The sequence below is a fragment of the Paenibacillus anaericanus genome (assembly GCF_003994475.1).
Taxonomy (GTDB): domain Bacteria; phylum Bacillota; class Bacilli; order Paenibacillales; family Paenibacillaceae; genus Fontibacillus; species Fontibacillus anaericanus.
In genome coordinates, this window is record NZ_RZNY01000003.1 from 218,771 (window position 1) to 232,893 (window position 14,123).

General features: G+C 43.6%; 14 protein-coding genes. 4 read left to right on the top strand and 10 right to left on the bottom strand.

Annotated elements, in window-relative coordinates; all coding sequences use genetic code 11:
- Positions 1-20: 20 nt before the first annotated feature.
- The 8 genes from nirD to EJP82_RS05360 all read right to left on the bottom strand — a co-directional run bounded on the left by nirD (position 21) and on the right by EJP82_RS05360 (position 8,046).
- A complete protein-coding gene (gene nirD, locus EJP82_RS05325; RefSeq protein WP_425464320.1) occupies positions 21-368 on the bottom strand; it encodes a nitrite reductase small subunit NirD in 348 nt (115 codons plus the stop codon).
- Between the two features lie 37 nt (positions 369-405).
- Positions 406-2,841 carry a nitrite reductase large subunit NirB gene (nirB, locus tag EJP82_RS05330; protein WP_127190999.1) on the bottom strand — a complete coding sequence of 812 codons (2,436 nt, stop codon included), beginning with the start codon at positions 2,839-2,841 and terminating at the stop codon, positions 406-408.
- Positions 2,842-3,065: 224 nt separating this feature from the next.
- The gene (gene ric, locus EJP82_RS05335) at positions 3,066-3,779 is read right to left on the bottom strand and encodes an iron-sulfur cluster repair di-iron protein (RefSeq protein ID WP_127191000.1); all 714 of its coding nucleotides are present in this window, start codon (positions 3,777-3,779) and stop codon (positions 3,066-3,068) included.
- 192 nt (positions 3,780-3,971) lie between these two features.
- Complete coding sequence (locus EJP82_RS05340; protein WP_127191001.1) at positions 3,972-4,538, bottom strand: FAD-dependent oxidoreductase; 567 nt, start codon at positions 4,536-4,538, stop codon at positions 3,972-3,974.
- 60 nt (positions 4,539-4,598) lie between these two features.
- Positions 4,599-4,913, bottom strand: a complete 315-nt coding sequence (locus tag EJP82_RS05345; protein ID WP_127191002.1) for a winged helix-turn-helix transcriptional regulator — start codon at positions 4,911-4,913, stop codon at positions 4,599-4,601.
- A 178-nt stretch (positions 4,914-5,091) separates the two neighbouring features.
- On the bottom strand, positions 5,092-6,060 hold the full coding sequence (locus EJP82_RS05350; RefSeq protein ID WP_127191003.1) for a sugar phosphate isomerase/epimerase family protein: 969 nt from the start codon (positions 6,058-6,060) through the stop codon (positions 5,092-5,094).
- Between the two features lie 140 nt (positions 6,061-6,200).
- Complete coding sequence (locus EJP82_RS05355; RefSeq protein ID WP_127191004.1) at positions 6,201-7,283, bottom strand: Gfo/Idh/MocA family protein; 1,083 nt, start codon at positions 7,281-7,283, stop codon at positions 6,201-6,203.
- On the bottom strand, positions 7,276-8,046 hold the full coding sequence (locus tag EJP82_RS05360) for a sugar phosphate isomerase/epimerase family protein (RefSeq protein ID WP_127191005.1): 771 nt from the start codon (positions 8,044-8,046) through the stop codon (positions 7,276-7,278). The genes EJP82_RS05355 and EJP82_RS05360 overlap by 8 nt, the downstream gene beginning before the upstream one ends.
- Before the next feature lie 130 nt (positions 8,047-8,176).
- Here EJP82_RS05360 and EJP82_RS05365 point away from each other — a divergent pair, with 130 nt between their 5' ends.
- Positions 8,177-8,995, top strand: a complete 819-nt coding sequence (locus EJP82_RS05365; protein ID WP_127191006.1) for an AraC family transcriptional regulator — start codon at positions 8,177-8,179, stop codon at positions 8,993-8,995.
- A gap of 72 nt (positions 8,996-9,067) precedes the next feature.
- Here EJP82_RS05365 and EJP82_RS05370 read toward each other — a convergent pair whose 3' ends face one another.
- Positions 9,068-9,757 carry a TerC family protein gene (locus EJP82_RS05370; protein ID WP_127191007.1) on the bottom strand — a complete coding sequence of 230 codons (690 nt, stop codon included), beginning with the start codon at positions 9,755-9,757 and terminating at the stop codon, positions 9,068-9,070.
- A 346-nt stretch (positions 9,758-10,103) separates the two neighbouring features.
- Here EJP82_RS05370 and EJP82_RS05375 point away from each other — a divergent pair, with 346 nt between their 5' ends.
- On the top strand, positions 10,104-10,718 hold the full coding sequence (locus EJP82_RS05375) for a TVP38/TMEM64 family protein (RefSeq protein WP_127191008.1): 615 nt from the start codon (positions 10,104-10,106) through the stop codon (positions 10,716-10,718).
- Positions 10,719-10,772: 54 nt separating this feature from the next.
- Entirely contained in the window at positions 10,773-11,747 is a 975-nt protein-coding gene (gene msrB / locus EJP82_RS05380) for a peptide-methionine (R)-S-oxide reductase MsrB (RefSeq protein WP_127191009.1), read from the top strand.
- Positions 11,748-11,771: 24 nt separating this feature from the next.
- On the opposite strand, the gene EJP82_RS05385 is transcribed toward msrB, so the two are convergent.
- Positions 11,772-12,434, bottom strand: a complete 663-nt coding sequence (locus tag EJP82_RS05385; protein WP_127191010.1) for a YitT family protein — start codon at positions 12,432-12,434, stop codon at positions 11,772-11,774.
- A 446-nt stretch (positions 12,435-12,880) separates the two neighbouring features.
- Between EJP82_RS05385 and hmpA the strand changes: the two genes are divergently transcribed.
- Positions 12,881-14,080: an NO-inducible flavohemoprotein gene (gene hmpA, locus EJP82_RS05390; protein ID WP_127191011.1), complete on the top strand. Its 1,200-nt coding sequence runs from the start codon at positions 12,881-12,883 to the stop codon at positions 14,078-14,080.
- The last annotated feature ends 43 nt before the right edge of the window (positions 14,081-14,123 follow it).

Consider the following 14,123-nt stretch of genomic DNA (forward strand, 5'->3'; position numbering starts at 1 on the left):
TTGATTAATCAAAGGTTAGGTTACACCGTCAAAAACTCAGACGTGGCAACCCAGACCTGGCCATCTTCTATTTTCACTGGATATACTTGAACTTGGCCATGATCTGGGGCTTGAACATTTCCTGTCTCCAGATCGATCTTCCAATCATGCAATGGATCATACAAGTAATGTCCTGATACCATGCCTTCGGCCAGAGGCCCACCTTTCGGATGAGGGCTCTCGTTCTTTATAGCAAACACGTTACCGTCTGAAGTCTGGAATACCGCAATCTCCACCCCATTTAAATCAATAACCCGACCTACTTGTTTCATAAATTGATCCAGTGAACCAACAGGATAGAACGTTTCATTTGGTAAGCTCATATTCATGACTTCTCCCTTCTCTCACACCGCTATAATAATAAGCCTACAACTGATTACTAATCTCCAACCGATGGAACATTCTATTACGGCTCTTATCATCGTTCAGCATTTTTTTCCAAGGGTCTTCAACTTGTTGCAGTGCAAACTCGATTCGATTTACTAGTGCTTTACGTGACTCAGCATTATCCAAAACAACTGCCTTGATAGTATCTAGGCCGATTCGTTCCACCCACTCTGAGGTTCTCTCTAGATAATTTCCTGTCTCCCTGTAATGCTGGATGATAGCTGAGCAAATATCGACCAATTCTTCATCTGTCTTAACCTTACAGAGACTATCCGCGAGACGTGCTTTGATCCCACCATTGCCGCCGATAAAAATTTCCCATCCACCGTCGTTACCGACGATTCCGATATCTTTGGTACACGATTCAGCGCAATTACGCGGGCAGCCGTTAACCGCTATTTTGAATTTAGCGGGGAGATCAAGTCTCTCGAACTTGCGTTCAATCAACGCACCCATACCCATCGAATCTTGCGTACCAAAACGGCAGAACTGGGATCCTACACAGGTCTTCACTGTCCGTAGGGCTTTGGCATAACCATACCCCGACGGCATATCGAGCTCCTCCCATATCTTCGGCAAGTCCGCTTTCATTACTCCGACTAAAACTAATCGCTGACCACCTGTTACTTTCACAACTTTAATATTATATTTCAAGGACACATCAGCAATCTTCTTCAATTCTTCAGGTGTGGTAATACCGCCATACATTCTCGGGATAACAGTATACGTTCCGTCCTTCTGAATATTAGCACTCATCCGCTCATTAACGAAGCGTGATTCCTTCTCATCCTCATGACTATCCGGGTAGATCATACCTAGATAATAGTTAACCGCAGGACGGCACTTCGAGCAGCCTTCTGGTTGGCTCCATCCCAACACATTCATTACCTCTTTGGTTGTTTGAAGACCTTTCGCTTTGATCTCCGCCACAATCTCATCCCGGCTCATGGTTGTACATCCACAGATGCCCTGTTTGTCCGCGGTTTTGAACCCATCACCAAGTACATATTGCAAAATTTGCTCCACAACTGGTTTACAGCCACCGCACGAACGGGTTGCACCTGTGCAAGCTTTAATTTCATCGACTGTAGTTAATCCTTGGTTCGTAATAACATCCACGATGGTTCCTTTGGTGACACCGTTACAACCACAGACAATTTCTTCATTAGACATACTTTCTACCGAAGTGGTTTTCTTACCCCCTCCGCCACAGCACCCTGAACCCATCAGAGATTCATACAATTCATCTGTCATCTCTGTTCTCTGCTTGATGAGCTTTTGCAGTTCTGCTGAATCTGTAATATCACCAAATAGTACTGCTCCAACCATTACTTTATCTCTCAGCAGAATTTTCTTATATGTTTGTTTCCATTCATCCTTATTTGCAATGATCATATGTCCTGGTCCATCAATAAACTCACCGGTTGAGAACACATCAACACCAGATATCTTTAATTTAGTTGACACAACGGATCCTTCGTACGGTGCAGTATCTACGCCACAAATATGTTTGGCCAAAATCATTCCTTGCTCAAACAGCGGAGCTACAAGTCCATAGCAAGTTCCACGATGTTCTGTACATTCTCCAACCGAATACACACCTTCCATCGAGGTTTGCATGTAATCGTTCACGACGATTCCACGGTTCACATCGATCCCGCTCTCTTTTGCTACCACAATATTTGGCTTAATACCTACCGCCATGACAACGAATTCTGCATCCAATACCGAATCATCAGCAAATCTTAGTCCGCTTACTCTTTTATCACCAAGTAACTCAGCTGTTTGCGCACCCATCTTGAACTTAATTCCTTGACGTTCAAGTTCTGCCTGTAGCATTGACGACGCTTGATGATCAAGTTGGCGCTCCATTAAGTCGTCCATCAGATGGACGACCGTTACGTCCATACCCAATTGAACAAGTCCCTTAGCCGCTTCTAACCCAAGCAAACCGCCACCAATTACAGCAGCTTTCCGGTAAACTTGGGCTGCTTGAAGCATCTGATTACAATCCGCGATATCTCTGAATCCTACGACCCCTTCTTTGTCACTCCCAGGAACCGGAAGAATAAACGAATTGGATCCAGTGGCAATAAGTACTTTATCGTACGGAACGCGTACTCCATCCTCGGTTACAACTTCCTTCGTTTGTTCATCAATTTTGGCAACCGTTGTTCCTATGTGCAATGTAATTCCGTTATCTTGATACCAATGGAGATCATTAAGCACGATATCATCGATCGTCTTGCTGCCTTCCAAAACGTAAGAGAGCATAATTCGGTTGTAATTCGGATGTTGTTCACTTCCGAACACCGTAATGTCAAATTTAGTTGTTAGTTTTAAAATTTGTTCAACAGCGCTGATTCCCGCCATTCCGTTGCCAATCACTACAAGTTTCTCTCTATACGTTGTCATTTTGATTGCCTCCTTCAAAGTCCTACGGTTACGACATGACGATCACAACTTATATTTCAGAATCATGCTGAAAGTCTACATTAGATTGATATCAATAGGTTGTGATTAGATTCACATTAATTGTGAAATTTTGCACAATATTTGTCATACTTTTCTAATAATTGCTATTGAAAAATCCGCAAACACCTCTTATTACGAAGTGCTTGCGGCTAAATGAACTGCATTTATGCTTTCGTATACCGTGGGAACAAAATATTATTCTCTAAATGCACATGTGTAAATGTCATACCTTCCAATTCTTCTAAACGCGCATAAGTCATTCTATACGTTGTACATGCGTGTGCTGGAGGCACAAAATCCCCTGTTAACTCCCGTAGTTTCTTCAGAATATCTCCCGCAGCGTCATGCTCTGCCTCCAACTCTTCTATAGAAGAGCGAAGTTTGGATAGCACCTCATCCTCCTGCCCTAATTCCCAATTTATCATTTTAGGAAATACCTCGGCTTCTTCCTTGCCCGTATGCTCTAGCAGTTCAGACATGAGTTGACCAAACAAACGCTCTACCTCTATCAAGTGAGGCCCGGATTCACCATGAACCCGTGATACTTTCATCACACTTTTCTTCAGTTCCGGTAGCTCTTCTCGTAAATAACGATGATGTTTGTTAACAATATGCCCGATCAGATCCGCTGATTCCGCCACTGCCCAAGAGTCTCCTTCTTCCGCATCTGGATGATCAGCTACCAGTTGAGCAAGATCAACAAGAAGCTCTTCCACATCCATATTTCTCTCTGCGGCTGCTTCATGTAGAGGTCGATTCCCACCACAGCAAAAGTCGATTCTCCGGCTACGGAAATAATCCGCCGACTTCGGAAATTGAACAACAATATCCCTAACAAAATCTTCTTTATCAAAATACAGCTGTACTTTATTAGCCATATCAAATTCCTCCTTGTAAAATAAGATGTTGAAATGGTACCCTTCGGGATCATCGTACCCCAAGGATTCCGAGCTCCTTGTGATCCTGATCACTTAGTATTTGCAGAAAATAAAAACGAAAAAAAGCCCCCACCACTGAAACATCGAGTGGGGAGGCTTCTTACGTAAACTATAAAATCATCACTTATTTAATTATTTGAGGACGTCATGATCAACATAGCGTTCACCGTTCAATTCGCTAATTAGCTCAATCGCTACTTTAGCACCGTCCCCCGCCGTAATAATCGTGTGTACACTGACTCCAGCGACCGTTCCCGCAGCCCAAATACGCGGCTTGCTCGTACGACCATTTCCATCAGTAGCAATCACGGTCTTGATGCGTGGCTCTCTTCCATCCCGAAGTTCCAGTCCGATAGCGCTTGCAAGTTCAGTGATAGCACCTGTTGCTAAAATAATGTGGGAAGCTTCGTAGCTGCGACCTGATTCCGTTTTGACGGTAACCTTTTTTCCGCCGTTGGTATCCACGACAGTGACCTTTTCTTCAATAAACTTGGCACCTAATGTTTCGGCCTGTTCCCGCCCGGTTTTGAGTAAATCCGGTCCGGATACATCTTTAGCACCATAGTGGTTTCTTATCCAAGCTCGTTTCGTCATGCTGGCATTGCTATCAAGGACAAGCGTTTCCTTGCCCGCTTTTGCCAGAAATAAAGCTGCGCTAGCTCCCGCTGGCCCCGCTCCGATCACAATCACTTCAGCCACAAATACACCCACTTCCATTTTTTTCCATGCCGCACCATCACTAGTAACGGCATGTCATGTTTACTGAACCCATTGCTCTGCCCAAGATTGAACCTGCTCCATCACCGGACGTAGTGCACGTCCTTTGTCGGTTAGCTCATACTCAATTCGTACAGGGGTCTCTGGATAAACATGCCGAATAAGAATACCCTCGTTCTCTAAATCTTTCATCCGCTCAGATAGCATCTTGTCACTCATCGTAGGAATTCGGTTGGAGATATCCTTGAACCGTTTAGGTCCGCCCATTAGGGATTGAATAATCAAACCGTTCCAGCGTTTTCCCAAAAAAGAAAAAGCTGTTTCAAAGCGCGGACACATTGCACTTTGCTCCTCCATCACATTTCACCTCTTTACATTTAAAACGTAACCATCAAAAAAACTTACATTTAGTTAGTATATATCATTTTAACACATTTTTACACGGGTGCATACTGAGATGATTTTCAATATTGTTATAAATAAACGACCGCCTGAGCGGCGGCCGCTATTGATAGTATATTTCTTCTTTACTTACTTATACCCACCAAGCTTCAGTTGGAGCATCTTCTATAAGAATACTTTGCAAATTGCGAACAGCTTTGGTTAAACCTTCCTCAATAGACATCAATCCATCTTCATGTTCAATGCTGACTGCATAATCGTAACCTATCAATCGTAGAGCACTGATAATATCAGCCCAAGTCTTAAGATCATGACCATATCCAACGGTACGGAATTGCCAAGCCCGATCCAACATGGATGTATAAGGCTGCATATCCGTAATCCCATACTTATTCACATTAATCGGGTCAAGCGAAGTATCTTTGGCGTGGAAATGATGAATTGCTCCTGCCCGTCCAAGAATGTTTATTGCTTGAACAGGATCGATTCCCTGCCACCACATATGGCTTGGGTCTAAGTTGGCCCCAATAACTTCTCCCGCGGCTTCCCGAAGCCGAAGTAGTGTAGCTGGAGTGTGTACAGAAAATCCGCCATGAAGCTCCAATCCTATTTTCACACCATGATCAGCAGCGTATTTGCCCCACTCTGTCCAATAAGGAATAACTTTATTGTCCCATTGCCATGTCAATATTTCTTGGAAATCGTTAGGCCATGGCGCAACAGGCCAGTTCGGATATTTAGCATCTTCATGATCGCCGGGACAACCCGAAAATGTATTAACGACTGGAACCTCCAACAATTCAGCCAATTGAACAGTCTTCACAAAAGTATCGTGAAATTCCTTAGCAATCGCCTTTTGTGGATGTAGCGGATTACCATGGCAACTGAGCGCACTAATGATCATGCCACGTGATTCCACCGCACGCTTAAATTGATCCCGTGCAGCTTTATTCTCTAACAGTTCATCCGGATTACAATGGGCAGTTCCTGGAAATCCTCCCGTTCCAATCTCGACTGCTTTCAATCCTTGTGCAGCAGCTAGATCCAGCGCCTCTTCAAATGGACGCCCCCCAAACAATACTAAAAACACTCCGAGTTTCATGTGTATTTGCTCCTTTTAAAAGTTTTGTTAGCATTCACTTCAATGATTGATCTTCGTCAAAACTTACTTCGTAAGCGTATGCTTAGTTTTGTTAGCATTTACTTCAATGATTGATCTTCGTACGCTTTGTTTTGTTGCTATTAATCAAAATAGACCGTTTTCCCTGTCTTAGCTGACTCGTAGATAGCTTCGAGAATTTCCGTTACAACAAGCGCCTGCTCTGGTTTAACCACCGGTTCTTTATCCTCAAGGATAGCTTCAACCCATGCTCTTGCTTCTCTGTTTGAGTCTGTTTCCTCTTGTCCATCAAAGAAAGCAACTCCACCTGCTCCAAGCTCCACCTTCGTTTCATACAACCGGCTAAGCTTCTCCCCATTAATCCGAAGACCGTTAGTCATATCAGCTCCGCCTTCAGTACCACACAATAACGTTTTCGCTTCACCAGTTTCAACTACGTTCAATGCCCAACTTGCTTCCAGCATAATCGTAGCGCCATTCTTCATCGTAACAAAACCAAACGCTGAGTCTTCTACCTTAAATTGTTCTGGATCCCAAGGACCAAAAGCATTGGCAGCATTAACGCGGTTCCCTAGCTTATGATATACAGATCCTGTTACACTCTTTGGTTCGTAGTTATCCATCAACCATAACGTTAGATCCAATGCGTGCGTGCCGATATCGATTAATGGTCCCCCGCCTTGCTTCTCTTCATCCAGGAATACGCCCCATGTTGGTACCGCACGACGTCTAACCGCCAGCGCTTTCCCGAGATAAATATCTCCCAGTTCTCCATTCTCGCATAGTTCCTTTAGGTATAAACTGTCGCTACGGAATCGATTCTGATAAGCAATGCTTAGCTTCTTACCAGTACGTTTGGCAGCGTCTAGCATCAAGCGTGCTTGTGCTGTCGTCTTCGCCATCGGTTTCTCACACATTACATGTCTACCTGATTCCAAAGCTGCTACGGAAATCTCAGCATGCGAATCATTTGGTGTACAAACGTGAACCACATCAAGCTCACATTCTTCGAGCATTTTACGGAAATCTTCGTATACTTTTGCACCCTCCGTGCCATACTTAGCCGCGGCTCGCTCTGCACGATCTACAACGATATCACAAAAGGCGACTAACTCCACCTGTGGTTGTACTGAAAGACTAGGTAAGTGCTTACCAGTAGCAATACCTCCGCATCCGATAATCGCAACTCTTAACTTTTTAGACATTTAAATTTCCTCCTTGTTTAGCATATCCGTGGATCCAATCCATACTAACCTTAATACTTTCAAGTGCATCTTGTGTACAATAGTCTTGTTCTACAACCAACCACTCAACTCCTGCATCCACAGCAGCATCAGCAATTGCTTTAATAGTAATCTCACCTTTACCAAGTTCCACAGTCTCCGGAGATCCATCTTCCTTGGTAATCATATCTTTCAGATGCAAGATCGGTAGTCGATCACTATATTTAGCAATGTACTGCAACGGATCGTAACCAGCATAGGACACCCAACAAGAATCCAATTCAACTTGCAGCAGCGATGCTGGAACTTCCTCATAGATAGTATCCAGAACGGTCTTATCACCGATCAACTGTGTTAATTCAAATTCATGGTTGTGATAACATAAGACTACACCCACCTCGTGACAGCGCTTACCAATCACTTTCAAATCCTCAATTACTTCATCCCAACGATTACGATCTTCCTCACTCAAATACGGGCAAATGAGATAACGATTACCGATAGCTAGGTTAAAAGTAATTTCTTCCTCAAGTTGATCGCGTAGCTTTTCATATGGCGTATGAGCGCCTAAAGCAATTAGGCCTGTCTCATTTAAAATCTCAGTTACCTGCTGGGCCGAGCGACCGTAAAATCCTGCAAATTCAACACCCTGATAGCCAAGTTCAGCAACCTTACGCAACGTTCCTTCAAAATCATTGTCTAGTGCTTCGCGAACAGTATAGAGCTGTAATCCTACTCTTACCAAATTGATCACCTCATATCGTTAATCTTTACATCTATCATGGTATTTCAATTTGTCTAAATGTAAAATGAATAATATGATTGAAACATGAACAATCTGATCATAATTTTTGGCGAAGTAATGGAGGACGCTTATGAATGAGAATCAAAACCTGCAAATATTAACAGCGGGGTACTCGATGCACCGCAAGCCCTACATAGCGAACCAACCTGACGGATTAGACAACCATTTAATACGTCTGCAAACTACCGGCAAATGCCGTATCCGTTTGAATGGTCGTTTGGAGCTTCTAGAGCCCGGAGATCTAGTCCTATTCTCACCCAATGAACCCTATGAACTTAGAATAGAAGCAGAGTTTACCCAAGTTGGTGAAGCGGCCGTCTCAAGTGGTGATTATCATATCTTTTTGCAAGGAAAATGGATTGAAGACTGGTGGAAATTGCATCAACGCCCAAATAAGATCAAAGTCCCTCTATCCGAAGGCATTATCGGAGCATTCCGGCAGATCATGACCGAGCTACGACGGATTTCAAATCCTTGCCCCGAAATCGCGGAATATTATTTAAAAATATTGTGTATGGATATCGATCGAAATTTGCTCCAACAGCCACTACCGACCTATCGAACCTATCTTGCCCACCGGATCAAGAATTATATTGAAGAAAATGCTTCAACAACGTTTAAACTTGAAGACGTAGCTTCCCATGTTGGGATTAGTGTATCTCGCGCTGTCCACCTGTTCAAGGAAGCTTTTGCCACGAGTATTATCCAATATACGTTAGAGGTTCGGCTCAACATGGCGCGTGAACGCATTGCGTTTAGTCCCTTGTCACTGGAACATGTCGCAGAAAGCTCAGGGTTTCCGAACTACAACTATTTCCACAGAGTATTTCGTAAACGTTACGGCATGTCACCAAAACAATTTCGTCTGGATGCTCACCAGAATCAGTAGGTGTATCCACATAAAGAAGGCCGCTTGACTAGAATCGTCAAGCGGCCTTTTGTGTATGATATGAGTGCTCTCTTAGCTATGTGAGTGATCCACCGCGCTAGGTTGTTTACGGTTTTTCTTAACATAAGTTCCTAATCCCACGATTATCACAATAACAAGTAATTCGAAACCATACTTTATAAATCCATTTGCAAACCAATCATGTACTAGTGGTTCTTCTACAAGCATCTTCGCTGCTGTCCAAGCCAGTACTGCAGCACCAATTGTGATGACTATCGGATAACGTTCTGTAAGCTTCAGAATCATGGTACTGCCCCACACCATAATCGGTACAGAAATCGCCAGCCCAATGACTACTAACAAAAAGTCGCCATGTGCAGCTCCTGCTACGGCAAGAACGTTGTCCAGTCCCATCATAGTATCTGCGATAATAATCGTCCGGATGGCGGCCCACATCTGATTACCTGCTTTAATATCATGGTTCTTCTCATCCACGAGTAACTTGTATGCGATCCACATAAGCGCAAGTCCCCCAGCAAGACGAAGACCTGGGATATTAAGCAATTGAACTACCAGTACGGTCATAATGACACGGACTATTATAGCCCCCACTGTTCCCCACATAATAACTTTCTTCTGATCAGCCTTTGGTACATTCCTTGCAGCAAGCCCAATGACAATTGCATTGTCTCCCGCCAGCACAAGGTCGATCATCACAATAGATAGCAATGCCATCCAAAAATCCACCGACATAAAATCCATTCTCTCTCCCCCTTATTATCTTTTTATGATGCCCTACATTCAAAAAAAATGCGCCGTACCGCAGTACTCGGCACGACGCAAAATTTGCATCAAAAGAGACCTTCACCCAAGTACTATACGCCGGGCAAAGGTCTCGCTAACAACACTAATGTCGCAATAAAGCCGGGGATTTCTCCCGTAATGACGACTTTACTGTTATAAGCTACTCCCCTTTGGGAACCATGCATGTTTAATTAAAATTATTATAGCACGTACTCTTTCTATCCGCCAAGATATTTTCCTACATTAGATGCATGCTCCCATTTTTGATATGATAGACGAATAGATAGGAGGAAAGTAGACATTTATGAAAAGATGGATTGCCATTGCTATATACTTCGTAACATTCACTTTGGCCTTTACATATAAAGAGGATTTAGCCGCCCTAATCAACGATCAACCCTCTATTTGGAGCCTATTTGCTCTCTCGATCCTATTTGCCCTAGTTCCCATCATGCCTTATAGAATCGTAATCGCTGCTGCAGGATACATAGTCGGCACCTGGACCGGTGGAATGATCACGCTAATTGGATCTACGATAGCAGGGGCATTGTTCTATTGGGGTTCTGCATATGGATTTCGTGAACCTGCTCTACGGTGGATTGGATCACTTAAAACTCTCGAACGCGTGACTCAATTCATCAATAAACGGCCGTTTGCAGCCATTATCGTATGTCGTCTTATCCCTGTGTTACCCCAAACGGCTGTTAACATCTATGCCGGAGTTGCTGGTATTCCATTTATGACTTACTTGCTCGCCTCGATCATCGGTAAGTTCCCCAGTATTTTTCTGTATGCGTATCTAGGCAATTCCATTCTATCTGAACCTATAACAGCTTTGGGAGTAACAGCGGTGTACCTCCTATTTCTCGCCATCGTACTTTGGATATACAAACGATTCCGGAGAGATCAAAGTCAGTGATTTTGGGTTTTATCTTAAAATTGATATAATAGAGGATGAAACGGAGGGAAATACATGAATCCAGCGTCAACTACTAATACTAATAGAGAGCTCGCCACTTTTGCTGGCGGATGTTTCTGGTGTATGGTGTCACCATTTGAGGAGCTACCCGGCATCCATAGCATACTTTCGGGTTATACAGGTGGCCACACGGACAATCCAACCTATGAAGAAGTTTGCACCCATAACACCGGTCATTATGAAGCCGTACAAATCACGTTTGATCCAAATATTTTCCCATACCGTAAACTTCTTGAACTGTTCTGGCAACAGATCGATCCGACAGATGCGGGTGGACAATTTCATGATCGGGGCCAATCTTATCAGACAGCGATATTTTATCATAATGAACAGCAACAAAGAGAAGCAGAAGAGTCTAAATTGCAACTTGAACAAAGTGGTCGCTTCGACAAACCGATAGTTACACCGATTCTACCGGCTGCTCGGTTCTATGTAGCTGAGGAATACCATCAAGGTTACCACAAGAAAAACCCAGCACATTACAAGCGGTACCGCAAAGGCTCTGGCCGAGAGGACTTCATCGAGAATCATTGGTCCGGTCCTCTAGATAACGAACAACTTAAACAACGACTTACACCGGTTCAATACGAGGTTACACAGAATCAGGGTACAGAGCGACCATTCACAGGCGAATATTGGGACCATGAAGGTGAAGGTATCTATGTGGATATCGTATCAGGTGAACCTCTCTTTAGTTCCAAAGACAAATACGATGCCGGTTGTGGCTGGCCTAGCTTTACACGTCCCTTGAGAGAATACAACATCAAGGAGAAGACGGATTCAAGCCATTTCATGATCCGAACTGAGGTACGTAGTAAGGAAGCAAACTCACATCTTGGCCATGTGTTTAATGACGGACCAGAGCCAACTGGGCTGCGCTACTGTATCAACTCTGCCGCACTACGTTTTGTGCCGAAAGAGGATTTGGAGAAAGAAGGATACGGAGAATACGTTCATTTATTTAATTAAAACGCAAAAAAACGGCCTGAGCTATTAAGCTCGAGCCGTTTTCTTCTTCATGCCATATGGAACACGGACTGGTGCCAGATCTCTCTTGCCATAATTCACGATCCAAGTAATCACTTTTCCGGATATCAGTACCGCCATAATCGTAAACATTGTTTCTGCAAAAGGTAAGAAGAACAATGAAATCATCAGTACTATTGCATCCATCAGAATAAATACAGTTCCGATCTTAATACCTGACCACTGACTTACGATCAGAGATAAAATATCATCCCCGCCCGTCGCTCCTCCAGCTCTCAGCACCATACCTGCACCAATCCCAATAAGTACACCTGACAACAAAGCCACTAGCGGCAAATTGTGGTGCAAATTCAAGGTAAGTGGTGAGAACCTCTCACATAACTCGTAGAACGCAGAGAACATCATCGAAGCGAACAAACTGCTTACAATGAATTTACGCCCTTTTAGAAACAGAGCTAGAATAAAAATAGGAATATCTAGTACAATCATCGATAACGCAGGTGGCAAATCAAATAAATATTTACCTAGGAGCGCTAGCCCCACAAAACCGCCTTCCGACAGCCCATTTTGAAAATTAATATGGTAATAAGTAAAAGCTAATAAAAAAGACCCAAGCAACATCATCAATAACTGTGAACCTTCAATCTGCCATTTGTGCGCTTTCCTCATCCAGAATCCCTCTAATCGTAGTTTTGTTGACCTTACGGCAACTCCCTACGAAGAGGTTCTTGGAGGACTTTGTCCTTCGCATTGTCACACTCTTCTTTCGTAGGGTTGTTGGCCATAAACCGACACGCCACGAAAGAAGCTAAGTATAAGAGAGATCACAACGTTTCCAAATCGTCCTTTGGGGATTCGTCCTTCGGGAACACATGGTATCCTGATCCTTTCAAGTTTATTTATTTATATTTATTATAACACAGACTCAGTAATGACTAAACAGCTTGAACACAAACAAATAATTTATTTGCAATAATGTGATAAATATCATTGCGAAGCATGACTAATTCACATTTTGTTAAACTCTATTGTGACCAAAATCACTCTTTCGTCTATTACCACTGCCTATACTTGATGAGGTAGTTGATCAATTCCACTAGAAAGAGGGTACCACTATGCTCGATTCCAAAATGATTGAGATTATTAAATCCACTGTTCCTGTGCTTGAAGTTCATGGGCAGACTATAACGAAAACATTCTATCAAACGATGTTTAAAAACCATCCCGAGCTACTGAATATATTCAATCATGCTAACCAACGTCAAGGTAAACAACCTGCAGCTCTGGCCAACGCGGTCTATGCTGCGGCCGTACACATTGACCGTCTCGAAGAGATTTTACCTGTCGTTAAAGGGATCGCACAGAAACACCGGGCATTAGGTATTCAACCAGAGCATTACCCGATCGTAGGAGAAAATCTGCTCGCCGCAATCAAGACCGTACTCGGAGATGCAGCAACCGACGAAATTATAGAGGCATGGCGTCAAGCTTACGGTATTATTGCTGACGTGTTCATCAGTATTGAAGCGCAAATGTACAATGAAGCCACAGAGCAAAAGGGTGGATGGCGTGGTTTCCGTCGCTTCATAGTTGACCGCAAGGTCAAGGAGAGCGATGTTATCACTTCCTTTTATTTGAAACCGGAAGACGGCAACGAGATTGCTTCCTATCAACCGGGACAATACATCACGGTTTCTGTTAAACCCGAGAATCAGGAATTTACCCATCTCCGTCATTACAGTCTATCTACTGCTCCAGTGCATCCTTATTACCGTATCTCCGTTAAGCGGGAAGATGCCATTATGGATAAGCCCGCTGGTATCGTATCTAACTATCTGCATACCCAAGTGGAGGAGGGAGATATTCTAGAGATCAGCGCGCCAGCTGGAGACTTCACTCTGGATCAATCGAAAGACACCCCTGTTGTCCTGCTTAGCGGCGGCGTAGGTCTTACTCCGATGGTCAGCATGCTAGAAACGATTCTTCAAAATGATCCTGAGCGGGAAGTTGTATATATTCATGCTGCACGCAACGGAAGCCAACATGCGATGAACAAACATATCAAAGGCCTCACTAAGCAGCATGCGAAACTCCGTTCCTACTTGATTTATGAGTCACCTGAAATCGGTGATAGCTGTGACAAAAGTGGGTTTATCGATCTTCCTTGGTTAAAGACAGTGGCTGACTCCCAGGCGGATTTCTACTTTTGTGGACCTGTACCATTCATGCGAGCGATCAATCAGGCGCTTCAGGAATGGGGTATACCTGAGGATCGCATTCATTTCGAATTTTTTGGTCCAGCCGATAGCCTTTAGTACTTCTTCTTCAGAAAAGGTGCACCAATAACTCCATCTCTCG